General features: G+C 31.9%; 8 protein-coding genes. 7 read left to right on the top strand and 1 reads right to left on the bottom strand.

All coding sequences use genetic code 11. From position 1 onward, the window contains the following. Positions 1 to 110 precede the first annotated feature (110 nt). Entirely contained in the window at positions 111 to 1,808 is a 1,698-nt protein-coding gene (gldJ, locus tag VLC96_RS06390; RefSeq protein WP_325261449.1) for a gliding motility lipoprotein GldJ, read from the top strand. Between the two features lie 64 nt (positions 1,809 to 1,872). Beyond that, complete coding sequence (locus VLC96_RS06385) at positions 1,873 to 3,159, top strand: UDP-N-acetylmuramoyl-tripeptide--D-alanyl-D-alanine ligase (protein WP_325261447.1); 1,287 nt, start codon at positions 1,873 to 1,875, stop codon at positions 3,157 to 3,159. A gap of 40 nt (positions 3,160 to 3,199) precedes the next feature. Here the strand turns inward: VLC96_RS06385 and VLC96_RS06380 are convergent, their stop codons facing one another. Further along, complete coding sequence (locus VLC96_RS06380; RefSeq protein ID WP_325261445.1) at positions 3,200 to 6,097, bottom strand: helix-turn-helix and ligand-binding sensor domain-containing protein; 2,898 nt, start codon at positions 6,095 to 6,097, stop codon at positions 3,200 to 3,202. A 324-nt stretch (positions 6,098 to 6,421) separates the two neighbouring features. On the opposite strand from VLC96_RS06380, the gene VLC96_RS06375 reads away from it, so the two are divergent. From VLC96_RS06375 to VLC96_RS06355, 5 genes are all read left to right on the top strand, one after another. Next, positions 6,422 to 9,508, top strand: a complete 3,087-nt coding sequence (locus VLC96_RS06375) for a SusC/RagA family TonB-linked outer membrane protein (RefSeq protein ID WP_325261443.1) — start codon at positions 6,422 to 6,424, stop codon at positions 9,506 to 9,508. Positions 9,509 to 9,538: 30 nt separating this feature from the next. Then, a complete protein-coding gene (locus VLC96_RS06370) occupies positions 9,539 to 11,074 on the top strand; it encodes a RagB/SusD family nutrient uptake outer membrane protein (protein WP_325261441.1) in 1,536 nt (511 codons plus the stop codon). Positions 11,075 to 11,326: 252 nt separating this feature from the next. Next, positions 11,327 to 12,787 carry a glycoside hydrolase family 30 protein gene (locus VLC96_RS06365; RefSeq protein ID WP_325261440.1) on the top strand — a complete coding sequence of 487 codons (1,461 nt, stop codon included), beginning with the start codon at positions 11,327 to 11,329 and terminating at the stop codon, positions 12,785 to 12,787. Positions 12,788 to 12,825: 38 nt separating this feature from the next. Then, positions 12,826 to 15,093: a glycoside hydrolase family 3 N-terminal domain-containing protein gene (locus VLC96_RS06360; protein WP_325261439.1), complete on the top strand. Its 2,268-nt coding sequence runs from the start codon at positions 12,826 to 12,828 to the stop codon at positions 15,091 to 15,093. Between the two features lie 308 nt (positions 15,094 to 15,401). Further along, a partial coding sequence (locus VLC96_RS06355) for a carboxypeptidase-like regulatory domain-containing protein (protein ID WP_325261437.1) occupies positions 15,402 to 15,756 on the top strand: 355 nt, incomplete at its 3' end.

The following is a 15,756-nucleotide window of genomic DNA, read 5'->3' as shown; positions in this document are numbered from 1 at the left end:
TTTATTACATCTAAAAAAAACGTTAAAAAATTAAGTTGAAAAGGGTTTTGTGGTTTGATTTTAATTATTAAATTGCACGACCTAAATTTTAATAATACCTACTAGAAAATATGAAAGTAAATAACACTATTCCCTTAAAAGTAATGCTATCCCTTGCGTTAATAATAGGATTAGCTAGTTGTAGCAAAAAATCTAAAACCGAAAGCGCATCAAGAGGCACAGGTTGGAATGTAAGCAGCTCTAAAGGTGGCTTCTCTAAAGCAAATGCTGGTAAAACACAAGAGACTGGACCAGGATTGGTGTTTATTGAGGGAGGAACTTTTACAAAAGGACTGATACAAGATGATGTAATGCATGATTGGAATAATGTTCCAAGCCAGCAACACGTTATGTCTTTTTATATGGACGAAACAGAGGTAACCAACTTAATGTATTTAGAATATCTTGAATGGTTGAAAAAGGTATATCCTCCAACTGAAGAAAATTATAAAAACATTTATGAAGGGGCTTCACCAGATACACTTGTTTGGAGAAATAGATTGGGTTATAATGAAACTATGACCAATAATTATTTAAGACATCCAGCATATGCAAATTATCCAGTAGTTGGTGTAAATTGGGTTCAAGCAGTTGAATTTAGTAAATGGAGAACAGACCGTGTGAATGAAGCTGTTTTAGAGAAAAATGGATATTTAAAGAAAAATGCTAAATCATTAGACGTTTCAGCTGAAAGTACTTTTAGTACTGAAACATATTTGGCTGCACCTACATTGACTTACGGAGGAAATGAAGAAATTCTTTTAAAAGGTAGAGGAGCTTCTAAAAAACCACCTAGACCAGATAAAAATGGTAATGTAGTTGAAGAGAAAAATGTTTATGCTCAAAGATCTTCTGGGATTTTATTGCCAGAATATAGATTACCAACAGAATCTGAATGGGAATATGCCGCTGCAGCAGATGTAGGACAAAGAGAATACAACATATATAAAGGTCAAAAGAAATATCCTTGGTCAGGAAGTTATACACGTTCAGGAAAGAGATCTAATAAAGGTTTCCAATTAGCTAACTTCAAACAAGGAAATGGTGATTACGGTGGAATCGCAGGTTGGTCTGATGATGGAGCTGATATTACTAATCAAGTTAAGAGCTATCCAGCAAACGATTTTGGATTATATGATATGGCTGGTAACGTTGCAGAATGGGTTGCTGATGTTTACAGACCTATAGTTGATGTTGAAACAAATGATTTCAACTATTTTAGAGGAAATGTTTATACTAAAAATAAAATTGGTAAAGACGGAAAAATTGTAATTATCACTAATAAAGATATTGTTTATGATACTTTAAGTAATGGTAAATTAGTACCTAAATATCTTGCAGGTGAAATTGCACAAGTGCCAGTTGATGAAAATGAAACTTATTTAAGACAAAATTTCAGCACTAGCGACAATATCAATTACAGAGACGGTGATAAACCATCAAGTAAATATTATAAATTTGGAGGAGGAGATGCAACCGCAAAAACTTCTGACAAAGAAATTATGTACAATTCTCCTAAACAAAATGTAAGAATAGACAGTTTAGGAAATTTAGAAAGAAAATATGACAAGTCTAGTAAAAGAACGACTTTGATTAACGATGCAGTTCGTGTATACAAAGGAGGTTCATGGAGAGACAGAGCTTATTGGTTGGATCCTGCGCAAAGAAGATTCTTTCCTCAGGATATGGCAACAGATTACATCGGATTCAGATGTGCTATGTCTAGAGTAGGTTCTAAGTCAAATACAAAAAGATCACCAAGAAATTAATTTTTTTAGATACTATAAATAAGAGCCCTTTCATTAGGGCTTTTATTTTTTAAATTATATTTATATGGATATTAGTTACATTCATAGTTTGTTTTTAAAATGCGATTCGGTTTCCACAGATACCCGTAAAATTGCTTCAAATTCGCTTTTTGTTGCTTTGAAAGGAGATAATTTTGATGCAAATACTTTTGCGAAAGATGCGCTTCAAAAAGGGGCGGCTTACGTGGTAATTGATAATAATGATTATTTTATTGACGAAAGAACGATATTGGTAGAAAACAGTCTTGTTGCTCTGCAAGAATTGGCAAAATATCATAGAAACTTTTTAAAATTACCAATTATAGCCCTCACAGGTAGTAATGGAAAAACAACTACCAAAGAATTAATTAATGCAGTGCTAGCAAAGAAATTTCGAACGAAAGCTACGATTGGAAATTTAAACAACCATATTGGGGTTCCTTTGACATTGTTGTCTTTTAATAAACAAACAGAGATTGGAATTGTTGAAATGGGAGCCAATCATAAAAAAGAGATAGAATTTCTTTGTGAAATTGCACAACCAGATTATGGATATATAACAAATTTTGGGAAAGCACATTTGGAAGGTTTCGGAGGAGTAGAAGGAGTTATTCAGGGAAAAAGTGAAATGTATGATTACCTTTCCAAAAACAATAAATTAGCTTTTGTTAATTACGAAGATCCAATTCAGGTGGAGAAAACAGCTTCTATCAAATCGTATTCTTTTGGGATAAATAATGAAAAGGTAGATGTAAATATTAATCACATTGAGGCTAATCCTTTAGTGATTGTAACATATGCACAAAATATTATTAATACTCATTTAATAGGTCTCTACAATGCTAATAATATCAATGCAGCAATAGCAATAGGTAGTTATTTTGGTGTTGATAATGATGCTATCAAAGAGGCCTTAGAAAGTTATATTCCTGAAAATAATCGTTCACAATTGATTAGCAAAGGAACCAATGAAATTATTCTGGATGCTTATAATGCCAATCCTAGCAGCATGAAAGTTGCAATCGAAAATTTTATTCTTCTAGACAAAAAAGATAAAGTCATTTTCCTTGGTGATATGTTTGAATTGGGAAATGAAAGTTTGGCTGAGCATAAAGAGGTAATAAATTTATTGGTAAATCAAAATACTACTGATTGTTTTTTTATTGGAAAAGATTTTTATCAAAACAAAGTAACTAGACCTAATTTTTTCTTTTATGAAAATTTTGATGATTTTTCAAAAGAAATTAAATCCAAAAAATTTGATCATAAAATGATTCTTATCAAAGGTTCGAGGGGTATGGCTCTTGAACGGACTTTAGAATTATTACATTAAAAAAAACTCCTTCAATATTTTATTGAAGGAGTTTTTTTATTTATTTTATGCTCATCAGATAGCCAATTAAATTTTCCTTTTGATTCAATCCAAGTTTCTTTCTTAGTCTGTATCTGGCAAGTTCAACACCGCCTGTAGATATATTCATAAATTCAGCAATCTCTTTGGTTGACATATTCATTAATAAATAGGTTGCCAAGTCCATTTCTCTTGGTGAAATAGAAGGATGTTTCTCTTTTAATTTTTTCAAAAAATCGAAATGCACATTTTTTAAATGCTTTTCTAAGTCTTTCCAACTCTTATCTGTATTTACTTCTTTGATGATACTCCTGTTTAGTTTTGTAAACTGTGCTTTTGTTTCTTCATCAAATGAGTTTGTGTTAATGTCTTTTAGTTTGTGAATTATACCATTTAAAATTTTATTTTTCTTGGCAACCTGTAATGTGTGGTTTACTAGCTCTTTGTCTTTTGATAATAATTTGATTTGTAATTTTTCATTTTCAAGCTTTTCGATTTCCTTCTCCAGTTCGTGTTGTTCTTGTCTAATTTTGGATTCTTTTTCTAAATATAATCTACGTTGTTCTATGGTTTCGTAGTATTTATTTTTTCTTATTTTCAATTTTATTCTGTTAGAAATAATATAAATACCTATTCCAGCAAGTATTAAATAGGTAATAAAAGCAAGTGGATGACGATACCAAGGAGGCAAAATTGTAAAGTTTACTATTTCGGGATCAGATTCTACCCCATAACTGTTTTTTACCTTTACCTTCATCGTATATGTGCCCTCACGTAAGTTTGTGTATTCTTTTACCGTGCTTGGTGACCATTTTGTCCAGTTATCTTCGAAAGGTTCTAATTTGTATGAATAAGAAATATTTTCTGAATTATCATATATTGGCGATGAAAAAGTAAATTTTACATGATTGGAGCTATATGATAAATCATATTTGTTATTTGGGTTTATTAAACTTTCATATGAAATTGTATCTTCAGGAAAACTAAAGCTTTCAATAAATGCTTTAGGTTTGGTAATAAAGCTGTTTGAAATCCCAAAATCATAATGAGCCAAACCTTCTGTTAATCCTATAAAAACATTGTTGTGGTCTATAGTATTGATTGATATATAATTATTAACGAGATTGCCAGATAAGTTAGAAAAAGGTGCTTGTTTTTTAATATAATCATTGTTTTTTCTCTCTAAAACGCCTAATGTCTCATCATAGCAATACCAGATATTTCCAAGTTTATCTTGAATTACGGTATTTACGGTTGGTATTTTTTTAAAATATGAAGAAATTTTACTGTCTTCAAAGAAAATTTCCTGTTCTTTAGAATATCTGAAAAAATGATTTTTTGTTTGAAAATATATTTTATCATTTATTTTTTGAATGCTTCCAATTCCTTCGAAATTGTTACTTATTTTGGAATGTATTTTAATCTGCTCGAATTTTTTTAAATCATTAGATAATTTCATTTGATATAAATAAGGGCTTTTTTTGAGCCAAAGAAAGTTATCATCTAACAAAGTTTCAAAAGTGTTTGTTGTTTCTTCAAAACCAGCCACTGAATTCTCAAAAGTGATAGTGTTATCGTTTTTTTTGAATATTGAAAAACCATTATAGCTTTCTCCAATAATGTAATTTGGGTGATTTGGAATGCTTAAAAATCCAAAATATCCATTATGGTCTAAAACTTTGCTTACTCTGTTATTTTCAATTAACAATGCTCCGCTATTGCTAGCGCACAACAATGCACCATCTATTAATTGAATATTCCAGGCTTGAGCAATTGTACCTTCGACTCTTTTAAAAGGTTCGTCAACAAAGCTATCTGTCCATTTGTGGTAGAATAATCCTTGATTTGTCGCTACGTATAATGTGTTTTTATGGACTATAGAACAATACACGGTACTCATATTGTAGCTATAGTCAAAGTAGGTGAAAGGTGAATTTTCATTTATAAATGTAATTCCGTTGTCAAGTCCTAACCATAGATTGTTTTTTGAATCTACAAACGATTTTAGAATTGTATTGTTTTGAATTCCTTTTTGCCTATTTAAATGCTGAATTATTTTTCCATTTAAATCAGTGATTATTATACCATTTAAAACCGTATTAAAAACAATAAATTTATTTTTAATCATACAACCTCCTAAAGAAGAATTTTTCAGGATATAGTTATTAGCCTCGGTTTCCCAAGATCGGATTGTGTTGTTTTCATAAATAAATAATCCGTTTTCCAAAGTAGCAAGTATTATTCTATTATTTGAAATTGGAAACATTGCCCATACTTCAGAATTGTTTATAGAATTTGTCCCTTTTAAAGGACTAAATTTTTCGTTTGAATATTGTACCAATCCTATTTTTTTATCCTGAAAATATAGTTTGTTATTGATCAAAAATGAAAATTGAAATTTATTTTTTGATTCGTAGAATCGTAGAATGTTGTTCTTAAAGAAGAACACTTTTGTAAATGATTGAAAAATGACTTCACCTTGGTAAAAGTGAATCTTCCAAATAAGGTTAATGTTTTTAAAATTCTTATTCTTCTTTTTAAATATGTCTGATAATGAGTGATATATAAGTTCTCCTTTGTTATTATTATGGAAATAACCAAATTCATTATTTCCTCCGACGTAAACTCTTCCAGAATTATTATCAATTTTCAAACTACGTATTGCAGAGTTATTAGGTAGCGAATATTTGAACCATGTAGTTCCATCAAATTTTAATAGTCCGCTATTATTAGCGAAGTACATATTTCCATTTTTGTCCTGATCAATATCCCAGTTTTGAGTGCCTCCTTTGTACTCGTTGCGTTTGTAGTTTTTTATACCTGGAGTTCCTATTTTTTTGGCTTGTGAATGACAACAAATTGTAAAAGCAAAAGTAAAAATGGCTATATATATTCTAATGATAGATTTCTTAAAATTCATTGATTTATTTAAGTATTTAATAGTATGTGGGATATTTATTTATTTAGTAATCTTTTGTTTAAGTATCAATTTTATTGTGAAAAGTACATTTTATGTTTAAGCTGTAAATGTAATGTTTATTTCTTTAATTAACATATCTATAACAAAATAATTAAATTTTTATTAAGCTTAAAATCAATAGTATAAAATTTATTTGATATGTTTTTGTAATGTTTAAATTTTGTTTTTGATGTGTTTTTGTAAAGTTTTTTAATTGTCAATTATGTTTTTTTTATACTATCATTGCAGCAAATTACTAATTAATTAACCAAAATTTTTAGAAAAATGAAATTAACAAAATTATTTATTTTTTGTATTTCATCTTTGCTTTTCACGGTTGTCTTGCAGGCGCAGGATATAGCTGTTAACGGAAAAGTAAATGATGATAAAGGGATGCCAATCCCAGGCGCATCTATTTTAGTTAAAGGGACAACGATAGGTACTACTACTGATTTTGATGGTAAGTTTGGAATTAAAGCTCCATCGAATGGAGTTTTAACTATTAGCTTTGTAGGTTACGGTTCTATGAATGTTGAAATTAATGGAAGAACAGAAATTACAGTTCAATTACATTCTGAGTCTCAAAATTTAAATGAAGTTGTGGTCGTTGGGTATGGTACTCAAAAGAAAAGTGTAGTAACAGCTGCAATATCTTCTGTAAAAGCTGACCAACTTGCACATTTGTCTGTTTCTACAACAGGACAAGCACTACAAGGACAAACAGCAGGTGTAACAGTTTTGCCTCAATCAGGTGCTCCTGGTGCTGGGATGAAGATTCGTATTCGTGGTGCTGGTTCAAATGGTAATTCTGATCCAATTTATGTTGTTGATGGAATGCGTGCCAGTAACATTGATTACTTAGATCCAAATGATATCGAAAAAATCGAGATTCTAAAAGATGCTGCTTCAGCGGCTATTTATGGTGCCGATGGAGGTAATGGTGTTGTAATGGTATCAACTAAAAAAGGTAAAGCAGGATCTATGAATGTGGCATTTAGTTCACAGTTAGGGTTTCAATCTCTAAGAACTAAATTAGAAATGATGAATGCTGATCAATATGTTCATTGGATAGATGAGACTAATCCTTCAGGGTCTCACCCAAGCGTAGCAGAATGGTCAGGTAAAAAAGGAACAAATTGGGTTGATGAAGCTGCTGAAAGTGCAGCACCTATGATGCATAATTCACTTCAGATATCTGGTGGTAATGAGGTATCTACATTTATGGTTTCTGGTAACTACTTTACTCAAGATGGACTTTTTGGAGGAGATAAAACTAACTTTAATCGTACTACTTTCAGAGTTAACTCGAATCATAAAGTAAGTAAGTATCTTGAAGCTGGTGAAAATTTTTCTTATTCGGTAAATAAACGTAAGGCTTTCACAGAAGATGATAGTTTTGGTGGAATTATGAATCATGCTATGTTGCTTGATCCAGTAACTCCTGTTTATTATCCAAAGGGAAGTGTATTGCCACAACATGTACAGGATGCATTAACAGCTAATCATCCAGTGCCAATGACTGAAAATGGAGAATATTATGGTCTTTCTCAGTATGTTCAAGGTGAATTAGCGAATCCAGTTGGTCAGATTGCTCTTGATAATGGTCTTACTACTGAAACTAAAATTATTGGTAATGTATATGCTAATATTAAGCCTTTTGCTGGTTTTGTTTTTACAACACGTTACGGTATTGAGCAACGTTTTACTAATTTTGAGGATTGGAATCCAAAATTCTGGTGGAATTCACAAAAACAAACAGACATAAACACAAAGACATTCAATCAGTCGCAGTTTAAAACTTGGCTTTGGGAGAACTTTGCAACCTACAGCAAAACAATTGATAAACATGAATTTTCTGCTATGATAGGTATGTCTGCTCAAGATACTGAATCTAGTTATTTGAACACTACAACAAATGGTATGATTAAAGAAGGAGACAACTGGTCTACAGTTGGTGAAACTCCTGTAACAGGAACTGTTGCTGGAAATAAATACCCTTCGTCAATGGATTCTTATTTTGGACGTATTACATACTCTTATGACAACAAATATTTGTTCCAAGCTTCGTTGAGAAATGATAATTCCTCTCTTTTTGCACCAGATAAGCGTTCTGGTTATTTTCCAGCTGTATCTGCGGGATGGGTAATATCAAATGAATCGTTTTGGAATGTTAACGCTATAAATCAGTTAAAACTAAGAGCTTCTTGGGGTCAAAATGGTTCAACGGCTAATATTAGTGCCGGACAATGGAAAGCTCTTATCACAAAAGATGGTTTAAAATATCCTGATGCAAATGGTGTTTTTCATACTGTAGGAGAACTTAAAGCTTTGCCAAATGAAGATATCACTTGGGAAACAACTGAGCAAACTGATTTTGGATTTGATTTAAGAGCTTTAGACAATAAATTGTCTTTTGCTTTTGATTATTACAATAAAGTAACTAAAGATTTATTAACGCCTTCATCGCCTCCTGTGTCAGTAGGATACTCAGCTCCATTTGCAAATGCAGGAGATGTAACTAACAAAGGATTGGAATTTGAAATAGGTTGGAGAGATCAAAAGAATGATTTCAATTATGGAATTAATCTAAATGTGACTACTATGAAAAATGAAGTTACCTATTTAAATCCTTTGCTTACTAGAGTTGATGGAGCAGCACTTCCAACATTAGGAACTGTTACCGTTTTTGAATTAGGTCAGCCAGTTTGGTACTATAGAGGATATAAAACAAATGGTATTTACCAAAACCAAGCAGAAGTAAACGCTTATAAAGCAAGTTTAGGGAATGTTACTTCTTACAACCCTGCACCAGGTGATCCAATTGTAGTTGATACAAATAAAGATGGTGATATCAATGAAAGTGATAAAACATACATTGGTGACCCACATCCTGATTTCATGATTGCTTCTACTATTGATTTAGCATATAAAGGTTTTGATTTTAAATTATTTTTACAAGGTGCCTTTGGAGGTGAAAACTTTATGGCATTGTCTAGAACAGACCTTTCTTACACCAATCGTCCATCATTCTTCTACACTGACAGATGGACTGGAGAAGGAAGCACTAACAGTTTTCCAAGAGCTTCTACTGGAAATCCATATACCTACGCCAGTGATTTAATGGTTCAAGATGCATCTTATGTAAAAATTAAACAAATCCAGTTAGGATATAATTTTAAACATGAATTAATCAAACAAATAGGGATGACTAGTTTAAGGTTTTATTTGTCGTTAGATGATTGGTTTACATTTACTAAATACAAAGGAATTGATCCAGAGGTAGGAAGTTTTAATAACAACTCTCAAGGTATTGATAGAGGTTTATATCCTACAGCTAGCCGATTTATGACAGGCTTATCAGCAACATTTTAATTTTACGACAATTACTATAATTATATAAAAATGAAAAAATTAAATTATAAATTATTGGTTATTGCAGGTATGGCTTTGATGCTAACAGCCTGTGAAAAAGATTTTTTAGACAAACCAATTTATGGTGTTCTGGCAGCAGACGACTATTATAAAAATGATACAGAACTAGAGGAAGGCGTTTTTGCCATTTATGATGCTATACAATGGACCTATGCTACGGACTGGAATTCAATGTTTGTTGTAAAATCGTTTCCTTCTGATGAAACACATGCAGGAGGTGGTGACCAAGCGGATCAGCCTCCATACCAACAGTTAGATGATTTCTCTTACACATCAGAAAACAAACCGATTGAGCATACATTTCAAGGATTGTATTTTGCTATAATGAGAGCTAATGTAATTATTAATACTGCTGTAGGGGATACTCCGGCAAGAGCACATATGATTGCAGAAGCGAAGGCTTTGAGAGCTTACTGTTACTTTGAATTGGTTTCTATGTTTGGTGGTGTGCCAATAAGATTGACACAAACTAAAGGGACTGATTTTGCAATGGCAAAATCTACTCCAGAACAAGTTTATGCACAAATACACAAAGATTTAGACGAAGCGATTCCAAATCTACCTAAGAAAAGTGAATATGCTCCTGCAATGCGTTTTAGAATGGCACAGGGTGCTGCTTGGGCTTTGAAAGGAAAAGCATTTTTATTTCAAAAAAAATATGCAGAATCTGCTAAGGCATTTGATGAAATAATTAAATCTGGCCAATACTCTTTGGCACCAGATTATTCTAAGCTATTCTTAAAAGAACAGGAATATGGTGTAGAATCTTTATTTGAGATTGGTTATAGTGAAACTACTAAAAACGATTGGGGAAATTTCCAATGGGGAGGTAACCGCGCTATGGAAAATCAAATTAACTGGCAATTGATGGGACCAAGAGATACCAAATTTGAAGGAGGAACTTCTGGACTTTCAAAAGGTTGGGGCTTTAATTATCCGACAGCAAAAATAGCTCAGGCGTATGAAGCTGAAGGAGATGTGGTTAGAGAAAATGCATCAATATTATCAGTTGCTCAATTAAAAGCTAAAGGTGGAGACTGGTTGGCAGCACCTGGAGAACAATGGGGAATGGATGGCTATTTTAGACTTAAATACGGTACACTAGTTTCTGAAACTTCAGCACCAGGTGCTGGTACGCCAGAATTGAACTATGGTACTAACATTAGAATCATTAGATATGCTGACGTTTTATTGATGGCCGCTGAGGCAAACTTTTTGTCTAACAATGTTGGAGTTGCACAAGGTTATTTAGATCAAGTGCGTAATAGAGTAAACTTGCCAGCCAAAGTTATCACAATGGATGCAATTAAGACTGAGAGAAAATTAGAATTGGCTTTTGAAGGATTTAGATTCCTTGATTTGATTCGTTGGGGTGATGCTGCTGCAGTGTTGAAAAATCAAGGTTTTTCTAAAAACGGTAACTTTTTAGAAAAACATAATCTGTTTCCTATACCATATTCAGAAGTAAAGAATAATAAATTAATGGTACAAAATCCAGGTTGGTAATTTTTGAAAAGAAGTAAAAGCAGTGTTGCGAAACACTGCTTTTTAATAAATTAAAATTAAGTTAACAATCGTAAATGAATTTAGTAAAGGCGATTTTAAAATTCCTTTATATAAAAATATTGCAATAAAAGTTAGTTTGAGTTTAAGTTTGGTTAGTAGAATAGCCCATACTCTATTGAATATGGGCTATTTTTTTGAAACAACTCAGTTCAATAGAGATATAAATAAAACCATAATTCCAAAATTAATGCAATGAAAAAAAATGGCTTAATTATTATTTTTTTATGCTTTTCTTTAGCTGTTTTTGCGCAACAGAAGAGCAAAAAACTTAATGTAAAATACACTACAACAAACAAAAAAATTACTGTTTATACGACTTCTGAAAATACTAAAAACAGATTATCCGAAACGACAACACTAAATTTCATAGCTGCAACACAACCACTCGAAACAGAAATTTCTGTTTTTGTAGAGCCAGATATTACTTTTCAAAAATTTATGGGTATTGGAGGCGCAATAACTGATGCGAGTGCGCAAGTTTTTGCAAAACTATCCAAAGAAAAACAACAAGAATTATTAGATGCATATTATACTTCAGATAAAGGAATTGGTTATTCAATATTGAGAACAACAATCCATAGCTCTGACTTTGGAACTGACACTTATACTTACATCAAAGAGGGAGACAAAGATTTAAAAACTTTTTCTATTGCTCCAGATTACAAATATCGTATTCCGATGATCAAAAGAGCCATCACTACTGCTGGCGGAAAACTACTTACTTATGCAACTCCCTGGAGCCCGCCTGCATTTATGAAGAATACCAATAATATGCTGAAAGGTGGCGTTTTATTACCAGAATTTTATCAAGAATGGGCTAATTATTATGCCAAATTTATCAAAGCGTATGAAAAAGAAGGAATTCCTATTTGGGGAACTTCCACACAAAATGAGCCACTAGCGACACAAACATGGGAATCTTGTTTATATACTGCTGATGGCGAAAGAGATTTTATAAAAAATTATTTAGGCCCAACACTAAAAAAAGAAGGTTTGGGAGACAAAAAAATTGTTATCTGGGATCACAATCGTGATTTGATGTATAACAGAGCTAATGTCATTTATTCAGATCCCGAAGCTGCAAAATATGTATGGGGTTTAGGATTTCATTGGTACGAAACCTGGACAGGAGCTGAACAAAATTTCAATAATGTTAGAAGGGTTCAGGAAGCTTATCCTGATAAAAATTTAATGTTTACAGAAGGATGTTTAGAAAGATTTGATGCTACAAAATACCAATTTTGGCCGCATGCAGAGCGTTATGGAATTGCTATGATTAATGATTTTAATAACGGTACAACTGCTTGGACAGATTGGAATATTTTATTAGATCAACAAGGTGGGCCAAATCACGTTGGAAATTTCTGTTTTGCACCGTTACATGCTGATACAACAACAGGAGAATTAATCTACACACCATCATATTATTATATAGGACATTTTTCAAAATTTATAAAACCTAATGCAAAAAGAGTTAGTTCGGCTGTGAGCAGGACTACTTTGGCAAGCACATCATTTATCAATTCAAATGGTGAAGTGGTAACTGTTATAATGAATGCTACTGATAAGAATATTGATTATAATTTATATGTACACAATTCAAAAGCCCAAATTACTATACCTGCACACGGAATTCAAACTCTAATATATTAATTTAAAGAGAATCTTCATTGATTCTGAAAAAGAAAAAAATGAAAAAGAAAGTTTTATTTATTTGCGCTTTGACTTTTTACAGCGTATCGTGGTCCCAAACATCTAATAGTAAATCAACAGATATTAATTCTAAAGTTTCTGAATTGATTTCAAAAATGACTTTGGAGGAAAAAATAGGTCAAATGACTCAAATTACCGTTACAATTTTTGAAAAAGATGGTACAAAAGGAGTATTTGATCCGGTGAAATTGCAAAAAGGAATTCAAACCTATCACATTGGTTCAATATTGAATGTGCCTAATCCTGGTGCGCCTACTATTCAAAAATGGCAGGAAACCATTAGTGCTATAACAAACGAAGCTAATAAAACAAGACTTAAAATTCCAGTTTTATATGGAATAGATGCTATACATGGTGCAAGTTACACAACAGGAGCGACATTGTTTCCGCAGCAAATTGGTTTGGCGGCTACATTTAATACTGAATTGGTTAAACGTGGAGCGCAAATTTCGGCTTATGAGACCAGAGCTTCTTCTATTCCTTGGGTTTTTTCACCAGACCTAGATTTCCCTAGAAATCCTGCCTGGTCCAGAATGTGGGAATCTTTTGGTGAAGACGCTTATTTATCTTCCCAAATGGCTGTTGCGTTAGTAAATGGTTTTGAAGGCGACAATAATGTTGGATCAAAATATAGCGTAGCTTCTTGTATGAAACATTATATTGGTTACGGAAGCACAACCACAGGAAAAGACAGAACTCCAAGTATTATTCCCGAACGTCTTTTAAGACAATATGATTTGACCATTTATCAAGCAGCCATAAAAGCTGGCGCAAAAAGTGTGATGATAAGTTCAGGCGAAATTAATGGAACGCCAGTTCATGCCAGCAAGCATTTAATTACAGATATTCTTAAAAATGAACTTGGATTTTCAGGAGTTGTCGTAACCGATTGGAAAGATATTATTTATTTACACACCCGTCATAAAGTTGCTGAAACTAATCGTGACGCAGTTCGTATGGCTGTTATGGCAGGAATTGATATGAGCATGGTTCCAGAGGATTATTCATTTTATACAGATTTATTAGATTTAGTTCAAAAAGGAGAAGTACCAATGTCACGCATTGATGATGCTGTTTCTCGTATTTTGAAAATGAAATTTGAGTTAAATTTATTTCAAAGTACAGTTGCTAATTTAAAAGATTATCCAAAATTTGGTTCTGCAGAACATATTGAAGAAGCTTATAAAACAGCAGCCGAATCCATTACATTATTGAAAAATGACAATGCTGTTTTACCATTAGATAAAAACGACAAAATTTTAGTTACTGGTGCCACAGCCAATAGTATGAAAAATTTGAATGGAGGTTGGTCATATAATTGGCAAGGTGAAAATTCAGATACTTATGCAGCAGATAAACTCACCATTTTAGAAGCTTTCCAAAATAAATTAGGAAAAGAAAATGTATTGTACACCAAAGGGACTGATATTGAAGTTATAGACGATGCAGAAATTCAGAAAGCTGTGGATTTGGCCAAAAATGCTTCGAAAATTGTATTGTGTTTAGGTGAAAAAAATTATACTGAAACTCCAGGAGATATTAGTGATTTATATATGAGTAAGTCTCAAATTAAATTGGCATTAGCTTTGGCTAAATTAAACAAACCGATTGTTCTAGTTTTGACAGAAGGAAGGCCACGACTAATAAGTGATTTTGCAGATCAAATGAGTGCTGTGGTACAATGTTATTTGCCAGGAAATGAAGGAGCAAGAGCTTTAGTTGATATACTTTATGGTGATGTGAATCCAAGTGGTAGATTGCCTTACAACTACCCAAAATATCCAAATTCATTGGAGAAATATAATAGAAAATATACTGAAAGTATTTCTGAAAATGAACAAAACAATGATGCTAAATACGAAAAGAGTTATTCGCCACAATTCGAATTTGGAACAGGTTTATCTTATACAACTTTTAAATATTCTGATTTAAAAATTGATAAAACTGAAATTTCAAATTCAGATGATGTAAATGTTTCTGTAACGGTAACAAACTCTGGAAGCAAAGCTGGAAAAGAAACAGTTTTATTGTATTTATCAGATAATTATGCGACTATAACTCCAGAATTTAAATCATTAAAAAGATTTCAAAAAATTAGTTTAGCTCCAAACGAATCTAAAACGGTTACGTTTACTTTGAATCAAAAAGATTTGCAGTTTGTAAATGATGATTTAAAATGGGTTTCAGAAAAAGGAACATTCACAATTCGAATTGCAGATTTGCATCAAGATTTTCTATTGAAATAAAATAATTTGATCGTTATAATTTCTCAACTCCTTTAAAATATTTAAAGGAGTTTTTTTGTTAATTATCTTTTCAATTTTCTCGTAAAGGTTTTAACATTTTTTTTAGATTCATTAAGTTTTAAAATTTAATAAATTAACATTTCTATAACAAAAACATTTTTGTTGTAAAATGCAAGTAAAATAGGACTTTTTTTGAACATTAGCATATGATTTGATGTGTTTTTGTAATGTTTTTTAAAGTTTAATATTTAATTTTTTTGGATATATTTTGTAAATTAGGAACTATTAATTAACCAAAATTTTAGAAAATGAAATTAACAAAATTAATTGTGTTTTGTATTTCATCATTGCTTTTTACATTTGTGATTAATGCGCAAGACATAAGTGTAAATGGGACTGTAAATGATGAAAATGGGATGCCAATCCCAGGAGCTAATATCTTAATTAAAGGAACGTCGACGGCAGTTTCCACTGATTTTGATGGAAAATTTACGATTAAGGCACCTTCTAATGGTGTGTTAATAGTTAGTTTTGTAGGATACAACACTACTAATGTATCTATTGCAGGGAGAACTCAAGTAACTGTAAAGCTGAGTTCTGAATCGCAAAACTTAAATGAAGTTGTAGTAGTCGGTTACGGAACTCAAAAGAAAACTTTAACTA

The organism is Flavobacterium sp. (genome assembly GCF_035456085.1).
Classification (GTDB): domain Bacteria; phylum Bacteroidota; class Bacteroidia; order Flavobacteriales; family Flavobacteriaceae; genus Flavobacterium.
The sequence above is the reverse complement of the archived record's forward strand: the minus strand, read 5'-3'. Positions and strand labels throughout refer to the sequence as shown.